At 75.2% G+C, this 7556-nt stretch carries 7 protein-coding genes; 3 read left to right on the top strand and 4 right to left on the bottom strand.

Annotated elements, in window-relative coordinates; translation table 11 throughout:
- Positions 1-762, bottom strand: a 762-nt coding sequence (locus tag VFW24_00890; GenBank protein HEX5265304.1) for an aldo/keto reductase, incomplete at its 3' end; no start/stop codon positions are given.
- A 93-nt stretch (positions 763-855) separates the two neighbouring features.
- Here VFW24_00890 and VFW24_00885 point away from each other — a divergent pair.
- On the top strand, positions 856-1245 hold the full coding sequence (locus tag VFW24_00885; GenBank protein ID HEX5265303.1) for a DUF6027 family protein: 390 nt from the start codon (positions 856-858) through the stop codon (positions 1243-1245).
- A 12-nt stretch (positions 1246-1257) separates the two neighbouring features.
- Here the strand turns inward: VFW24_00885 and VFW24_00880 are convergent, their stop codons facing one another.
- Genes VFW24_00880 through VFW24_00870 form a run of 3 tightly spaced genes read right to left on the bottom strand, consistent with a single transcriptional unit; the run spans position 1258 to position 3770 of the window.
- Positions 1258-1932: a hypothetical protein gene (locus VFW24_00880; protein ID HEX5265302.1), complete on the bottom strand. Its 675-nt coding sequence runs from the start codon at positions 1930-1932 to the stop codon at positions 1258-1260.
- Complete coding sequence (locus VFW24_00875) at positions 1929-2525, bottom strand: sigma-70 family RNA polymerase sigma factor (protein HEX5265301.1); 597 nt, start codon at positions 2523-2525, stop codon at positions 1929-1931. The genes VFW24_00880 and VFW24_00875 overlap by 4 nt, the downstream gene beginning before the upstream one ends.
- Positions 2526-2561: 36 nt before the next feature.
- Positions 2562-3770: an FAD-dependent oxidoreductase gene (locus VFW24_00870; GenBank protein HEX5265300.1), complete on the bottom strand. Its 1209-nt coding sequence runs from the start codon at positions 3768-3770 to the stop codon at positions 2562-2564.
- 73 nt (positions 3771-3843) lie between these two features.
- On the opposite strand from VFW24_00870, the gene VFW24_00865 reads away from it, so the two are divergent.
- Positions 3844-5685: a hypothetical protein gene (locus VFW24_00865; GenBank protein HEX5265299.1), complete on the top strand. Its 1842-nt coding sequence runs from the start codon at positions 3844-3846 to the stop codon at positions 5683-5685.
- A gap of 23 nt (positions 5686-5708) precedes the next feature.
- Entirely contained in the window at positions 5709-7511 is a 1803-nt protein-coding gene (locus VFW24_00860) for a hypothetical protein (protein HEX5265298.1), read from the top strand.
- Positions 7512-7556 lie beyond the last annotated feature (45 nt).

Below are 7556 nucleotides of genomic sequence, written 5' to 3'. Positions count from 1 at the left end.
CCGCTGCACCTTCTCCCCGCTGCCGGCGTCGGTGACCATCCCCTGCAGCCACTCGTAGCCGGGCAGGGCCGCCCGGCTCCCCTCCGGGATCCCGTCCCGGTACTTGCCGGTCAGAAGACCCGACGCCAGCGGGCTCCAGACGGTGAGGCCGAGGCCGATCTCCTCGCACAGGGGCGCCAGCTGCTTTTCGACGTTGTCCCGGACGAGCAGGTTGTACTGCGGCTGCTCCATCGTCGGCCGGCGCAGGCTGTGGCGGTCGGCGTAGTCCCACGCCTTCCTGATCTGCAGCGCCGACCACTCCGACGTGCCCCAGTAGAGGGCCTGGCCCCGCTCGATGATGTCGGACATGGCCTCGACCGTCTCCTCCACCGGCGTCTCGGGGTCGGGGCGGTGGCAGAAGAGGAGGTCGACGAAGTCGAGACCCATGCGATCGAGCGAGCCGTCGATGGCCTGGAGGAGGTACTTGCGGTTGAGGGTGTTCGACATGTTCGGCAGGTCGTGCAGTCCCCAGAACAGCTTGGTGGACACGACGTAGCTGTGCCGGGGCCAGCCCAGCTTGGCGATGGCCCGGCCCATGATCTGTTCCGACTTCCCGCCCGAGTAGGACTCGGCGTTGTCGAAGAAGTTCACCCCGGCCTCGTAGGCCGCCGCCAGGCACTCCGCCGCCAGGCCCTCGTCGAGCTGGGGCCCGAAGGTCACCCACGACCCGAACGACAGCACGCTGACCTTGAGGCCGGCCCGCCCCAACCGGCGGTACTCCATGCGCTCTCCTCTTTCCGACGCCTCCGACCCCGAGCCTAAGGGCCCGCCCGGGACCGGCCATCCCGGCCACCTGCGCCGCTAGCTTCGGCGGCCGTGACCGCCGGAGCCGGGGAGCCTCCGCCCCCCGTGGTGGCCCTCGAGCCCTGGGACGGCCCGTGGGCGGCCGACGACCCGGACGCCAACTTCAAGGCCGAGGTGGCCCTCTACGCCCGGGTCGACCCCCTCGTGACGATCCGCAACCTGGCCCGGAACCTGGACATCCCCGAAGGGGCCCTGGTCCGCTACGTGCTGGCCCGGTGGGCCACCGGGGGGAGCGGGGGGCTGCTGGAGCTGGGGCCGTCCATGGTCCACCGGCTGTGGGCGGTGGTCGACAACGCCGAGGAGGCGGGCTCGGAGGAGGCCCGCCTGGCGGCCTACCAGCAGCTGCGCCAGATGATCTCGTGGCTGCGCCTGCCCCTGGTGGAGGAGGCGGGCTACGACTGAATCGTCCCCCGCCTAGAGGCGGGCGGTGGCGACCACGTTCCCGTGGGCGTCGAGGAGCCGGGCCTGGCGGACGGTCGAGGGGTCGAAGGGCACGGGGGCGCCCCAGAACCCGCTGCCGTTGTCGACCATGAACCAGCCGATGTCGGTGGTGGCCCCGTTGGCCCGGACCAGCTCGCAGGTGACCCGGCCGGTCAGCCCGGGCTGGTCGACGGTCATGTACACCCACCCCGGGTTGTCCCAGTAGGCGTAGACCCGCCCGACCGTGGTCCCGTGGGCGGTCAGGGTGGCCTCCACGAGCGGGCCGGTGGCCGCCACCGGGGCCGGGTGGCCGTTGGGGGCGGAGGCCGGACCCAGGGCCCAGCCCCCGAAGCCGGCCGCCAGCAGCGCCACGGCGGCCGCCGCCGCCAGCCAGACCCGCCGGGTGCGGCGGCCGGCCGGGGCGGGCAGAGCGGACAGGACCCGCTGCTCGAAGCCCGCCGGCGGCTCCACCGCCGGGGCGAGCGAGACGAGGGCGTCGCCGACGGCGACCAGCCCGGCCAGGTCCGCCTGGCAGACGGCGCACTCCTCGACGTGGGTGAGGGCGGCGGCCCGCACGTCCCCGGGCAGGATGTCGAGGCCGAGCTCGGGGAGCACGGTCCGGGCCTCGGCGCAGGTCATGGCCGGGCGGGGGGCGTGGTCGGAGGTCATGGATAGGCCCGGCCCAGCTCGGGATCGAGGTCGACGAGAGCGGCGCGCAGCTTGCGCATGGCGGCGTGGATGCGGGTCTTGACCGTGCCGACGGGGGCGCCCTCGACGGCGGCGACCTCGGTGCACGTCATGCCGTAGAGCGAGGCCATCACCACGGCCCGGGCCTGCTCGGTGGGCAGGCGGCGGATGGCGGCGTGGAGGCGGTCGGCGCGGTCGGAGTCGACGGCCCGGGTCTCCGGTCCGTCGGACAGCCGGGCCACGAGGGTGGTGAGCTGCTCGGGGTCGACCGGCACGCCCCGCCGGACGCGGAGGGAGTCGATGGCCAGGTTGCGGGTGATGGTGGTGAGCCAGGTCCGGGCCGAGCCCCGGCGGGGGTCGAAGGTGGCGGCGTGGCGCCAGGCCTGCACGAAGGCGCGCTGGGCCACGTCCTCGGCGGCGCCGGCGTCGCCAACGATGGTGAGGGCCAGGCCGAACACCCGCGATTGGAAGCGGCGCACGAACGCCACCGACGCGTCGGAGTCGCCCGCGGCGAGGCCGGCCAGCAGGGCCTCGTCGGAGAGGCGTTCGGCGGGCAGGCCCGGCTGCGTGCTCACGACAGATGTACGGACCGGAGGGCCGGCGGGATTGGATCAGGCATTGACGTCCACCCTCATCAGGTGGTGGTGCTCCTGGAGGTAGGTGCGGATCGACAGCAGCGCCGCCACCCCCTCACCGACGGCGGAGGCCAGCTGCTTGGTCGAGCCGGCGCGGACGTCGCCGGCGGCGTACAGGCCCGCGACCGACGTGCGGTAGGCGGCGTCGGTGGGCACGAAGCCCCATTTGTCCAGTTCCAGGGAGTCGGCCAGCACCTCGGAGTTCGGGGTGAGGCCGATGAACACGAAGACGCCGGCCGGGTGCCAGTGGTACTCCTCCCCGGTCTCGCTGTTGCGCGCCACCACCTCCTCCACCTTTCCCTTGCCCTTGAGCTCCTCGATGGTCGTGTTGGTGTTGACGTCGAACTGGGGGTGGTCGCGCACCCGGTCCTGCAGCAGCTTGGAGCCGGTGAGCTCCGGCAGAACCTGGGCGATGCGGATCTTCCGGGCGAACTGCGACAGGAACACGCCCTCCTCCAGGGCGGCGTTGCCCCCGCCGACGACGAGCAGCTCGTCGGCCCCCTTGTAGAACGGGCCGTCGCAGGTGGCGCAGAAGTGCACGCCGGCGCCGATGAGCTCGTCCTCGCCCGGGACGCCGAGCCGGCGGTAGGTCGAGCCGGTGCCCACCAGTACGGCGTGGGCGGCGATCTCCTGGCCCGAGGCCAGCGTCACCCGCATGTCCGGCCCCTCCCGCCCGAGCGACTTCACCCGCGCCCCGGCCACCAGCTCCACGCCGTAGCGGCGGGCCTGGGAGACGAAGCGGTCCATCAGCTCACCCCCGCCGATCCCGTCGGGGAAGCCGGGGTAGTTGTCGATGCGCTCGGTCACCCCGGCGTTGCCGCCCAGGCCGCCGGCGTCGATGACGACGGCGTCGATGCCCTCGCGCGCCGCGTAGATCGACGCCGACAGGCCGGCGGGGCCGCCCCCGACGATCACCACGTCGTAGGCGTCGCGGTCGGCGGCCACCTGGATGCCGAGCCGGGCCGCCAGCTCGTCGTCGGACGGCTCGACCAGATGGGAGCCGTCGGCAAACTCCACGGTGGGGATGGTCCGTCCCCCGCTCTGCAGGTCCTGGATGTGCTCGAGGCCCCGCTCGTCCTGGTCGACGTCGATCCAGTCGTAGGCGATGCGGTGGGCGGCCAGGAAGGCCTTGGCCCGCTTGCAGTCCGGGCACCACGGTGCGCCGTAGACGGTGATGTCGGCCATGACCCTTTCCTCCGCGGTCAGCCCGTTACCTTGTGAGCAGCCGCGAAAGTGTGACAGGGGAAGGCGGGGGCCGGTGGCACGGCGGATCGCACGGCAGGTCGCCCACCGCAACCGGCTCCTCGGAGCCGTGCTCGCCGTACCGCTGCTCGCCGTCACGGCGGCGTGGTCGGCGCGGGGCGCGCCGGGCCCGTCGCCGCGTGACGTGTCCTCGGTGGCGTGGACCTCGCCGGGGTACTGGCTGGCGGGCGCCAACGGGGGGGTGACCACCCAGGGGGCGGCCCCGTTCTACGGATCGGCGGCGGGACTGCGCCTCAGCCGGCCCGTGGTCGGGATGACCGCCACGCCCACCGGCCGCGGCTACTGGCTGGTGGCCACCGACGGCGGCATCTTCAGCTTCGGTGACGCCGCCTTCCTCGGCTCGACGGGCGGCATCCGTCTCAACCAGCCGATCGTCGGCATGGCGGCCACGCCGACGGGCCGCGGCTACTGGCTGGTGGCGTCGGACGGGGGCATCTTCACGTTCGGGGACGCCGCCTTCTTCGGGTCGACCGGCTCGCTGCACCTGGTGCGCCCGATCGTGGCCATGGCGCCCACCCCGTCGGGCCAGGGGTACTGGCTGGTGGCGGGGGACGGCGGGATCTTCACCTTCGGGGACGCCCGCTTCCTCGGCTCCCCCGCGGCGTCGCGCCCGCCCCCGGCGGTGACGGCCATGACCCCGACGCCCTCGGGCCACGGCTACTGGCTGGCCGGCGCCGACGGCCGCGTGTTCGCGTTCGGGGACGCGCCGAACCACGGCTCGGCGGCGGGCCTGGCCCTGGCGGCGCCGGTGACCGGCATCGCCGCCACCCCCGACGCCGGCGGCTACCTGCTGGCGGGGGCCGACGGCGGCGTCTTCGGCTTCGGCAACGATCCATACCGGGGTGGGGCGCGCGGGCACACGGTGGCGGTGGTGTCGGTGCCGCCGCGCCCGCCGGCGCGCACCGTCGCCTTCTACTACCCGTGGTACGCGTCGCTGGCCGTCGACGGGGAGTGGCGGCACTGGGACGAGGGCGGCCACAGCCCTCCCCTCGACATCGGGTCGGACTACTACCCCGGGCGGGGCGCCTACAGCAGCAGCGATCCGTCGGTCGTCGACGCCCAGATGGCGGACCTGGCCGGCGCCGGCGTCGACGAGGCCGTGGTGTCGTGGTGGGGGCGGGGCTCGTTCGAGGACCAGAAGCTGCCGCTGGTCGAGCAGCTGGCCGCCGCCCACGGCGTGCAGGTCGGCGTGCAGATCGAGCCCTACGACGGGCGCAGCGCCGACTCGGTGGCGCAGGACATCGCCTACCTGGAGGCGTCCTACGGGGCCAGCGACTTCTGGGTGTACCGGGCCCAGGACTTCACGGCGTCGGACTGGGCGCCGGCGCTGGCCGGGGTGACCGGGGCCCGGGTGTGGGCCGAGAGCTTCTGGGACGTGCTGGAGCGGGGCGGGGTGCAGCAGTTCGTCGCCGCCGCCGGGTTCAGCGGCGTGTACACCTACGACCCGTTCGACGTGACCGGCCCGGCCATGGCCCAGATCTGCGGGTCGGCCCGGGAGCTGCACCTGCTGTGCAGCCCGTCGGTGGCCCCCGGCTTCACCGCCGTGCGGGCCACGGGCCAGGGCGCGGTGCGCCCGCGCGCCAACGGCGCCACCTACGACTCGACGTGGCAGGGCGCCCTCGACTCCGACGCCGACGTGGTCAGCATCACGTCGTACAACGAGTGGCACGAGGGCAGCCAGATCGAGCCCGCCGTGGACTTCTGCCCGCCCGGCTCCGGCTTCTGCTACCAGAGCTACGACGGCGCCTACGGCCAGTCCGGCGCCAGCGCCTCCACCGCCTACCTGGCGCGCACCGCCCAGTGGGTGGCGCGCTATCGGGCCCGGGAGGCGCCGTGAGAGCGGCGAGGGTCGCCGGCGCCGTGCTGGTGTCGGTCGCCGCCCTGGTCGCGGCGGGTGGTCCGGACGGGGCGGCGGGAGCGGCCACCGACCCGCCCGCCCCCTCGTGGACGATCACCACCGTCGCGGCGCCGTTCGTGTACCCCGACGCTCTGGCCGCCGACGGCAACGGCAACGTCTACGTGGCCGACGCCGGGACGGGGGCGGTGTACGCCGTGGCGCCCGATGGCGCGGTGACGACGGTGGCGGTCCACCTCTCCGACCCGCGCGGCGTGGCCGTTGACAGCAGCGGTGACGTGTTCGTGGCGGACACCGGCCACGACCGCGTCGTCGAGGTGGCGGCGGGCAGCGGGGCGCTGACCACGGTGGCGGGCAGCGGGACGTGGGGCTTCACTCCCGACGGCGCGCCGGCGGCAGGCGCCGCCGTCGAGGGTCCCGCCGGGGTGGCGGTGGACGGCGCCGGGGACGTCTTCTTCTCCGAGGGGGCGGCCAACCGCATCCGCAAGGTCGATGCCGCCACCGGTGCTCTCGTGACGGTCGGCGGCAGCGGGATCTACGGCTCCTCCGGTGACGGCGGCCCTGCCCCCGCCGCCCAGCTGGCGGGTCCGGCGGCGCTGGCCTTCGGGCCGTCGGCCGACCTGTTCTTCGTCGAAGCGGGGGACAGCCGGGTGCGCGCCCTGACCACGTCGGGGACCGTCGTCGCCGTGGCGGGGAAGGGCGGCCGGGCCGAGAACGGGGACGGCGGCTCCGCCCTCCACGCCCAGCTCGACGGGCCGACGGGGGTGGCGGTGGACGCCCGCGGGGACGTGCTGGTGAGCGAGGGCCCGGGGGAGCGGGTGCGGGAGGTGGCGCCCGCCACCGGGGTGATCTACACGGTGGGCGGTACGGGCGCGCCCGGAGCCGGGGACGGCGGGCCGGCGGCGTCGGCCCCGCTCCACGACCCCGAGGCGGTGGCGGTCACCCCGGCCGGCCTGGTGGTGGTGGCCGACGCCGCCAACCGCGCCCTGCGGGGGTTCGTCCCGCCCGCTCCCCAGGGCTGCGCCGGCCGCCTGCCGGCCGGCCGGGTGGTCGGGGCCGCGGCGCCTGCGGCGCCGGCCAACCCGGCCAGCCCCGGGTACCTCCTGGCCGCCGCCGACGGGGCGGTGGCCACCTTCGGCCCCCTCACCTGCTCCGGGTCGGAGCTGGGCGGCCCGCTGGCCCAGCCGGTCGTGGCCGGCGCCGCCACCCCCGACGGCGGGGGCTACTGGCTGGCGTCGGCGGGCGGCGGGGTCTTCTCGTTCGGGGACGCCGGCTTCTTCGGCTCGGCGGCGGGGACCCGGCTGACGGCGCCGGTCGTGGCCCTGGCCCCCACGCGGGACGGGCGGGGGTACTGGCTGGTGGCGGCCGACGGCGGGGTCTTCAGCTTCGGTGACGCCGGCTTCCACGGCGGCGTGCCCGGTACCCCGGCGGCACCGTTGAACCGCCCGATCGTGGCCCTGGTCCCGACGCCCGACGGCGGCGGGTACTGGCTGGGGGCGGCCGACGGCGGGGTGTTCACCTTCGGGGACGCGCCGTTCCTCGGTTCGCTCGGGGGCCTCCGCCTGGCCCGCCCGATCGTGGGCGCGGCCGGCGTCCCGAACCGGAGCGGCCTGTGGATGGTCGCCGCCGACGGGGGCATCTTCACCTTCGGGGCGGCGCCCTTCTTCGGCTCGGGCGCCACCATGGCGCTCGGCCACCCGGTCGTGGGCATGGCGCCCAGCCCCGACGGGGGCGGTTACTGGATCGTGACGTCCAACGGGGGGGTGTTCACCTTCGGTGACGCGCCCTTCGCCGGCTCCGCCGCCTGATCCATCTCCCGGTGGGTCCCCACCCCCGCCTCCTCCGGCAGGTGG

The organism is Acidimicrobiales bacterium, from assembly GCA_036273495.1.
Lineage (GTDB): Bacteria > Actinomycetota > Acidimicrobiia > Acidimicrobiales > JAJPHE01 > DASSEU01.
This window is presented reverse-complemented; position numbering and strand designations above follow the sequence as displayed.

What these genes read in the sequence shown, in the direction of transcription:
- VFW24_00880 (HEX5265302.1), bottom strand. Translation starts at nt 1,932, where the DNA reads ATGACCTCCGACCACGCCCCCCGCCCGGCCATGACCTGCGCCGAGGCC.
- VFW24_00870 (HEX5265300.1), bottom strand. Translation starts at nt 3,770, where the DNA reads ATGGCCGACATCACCGTCTACGGCGCACCGTGGTGCCCGGACTGCAAG.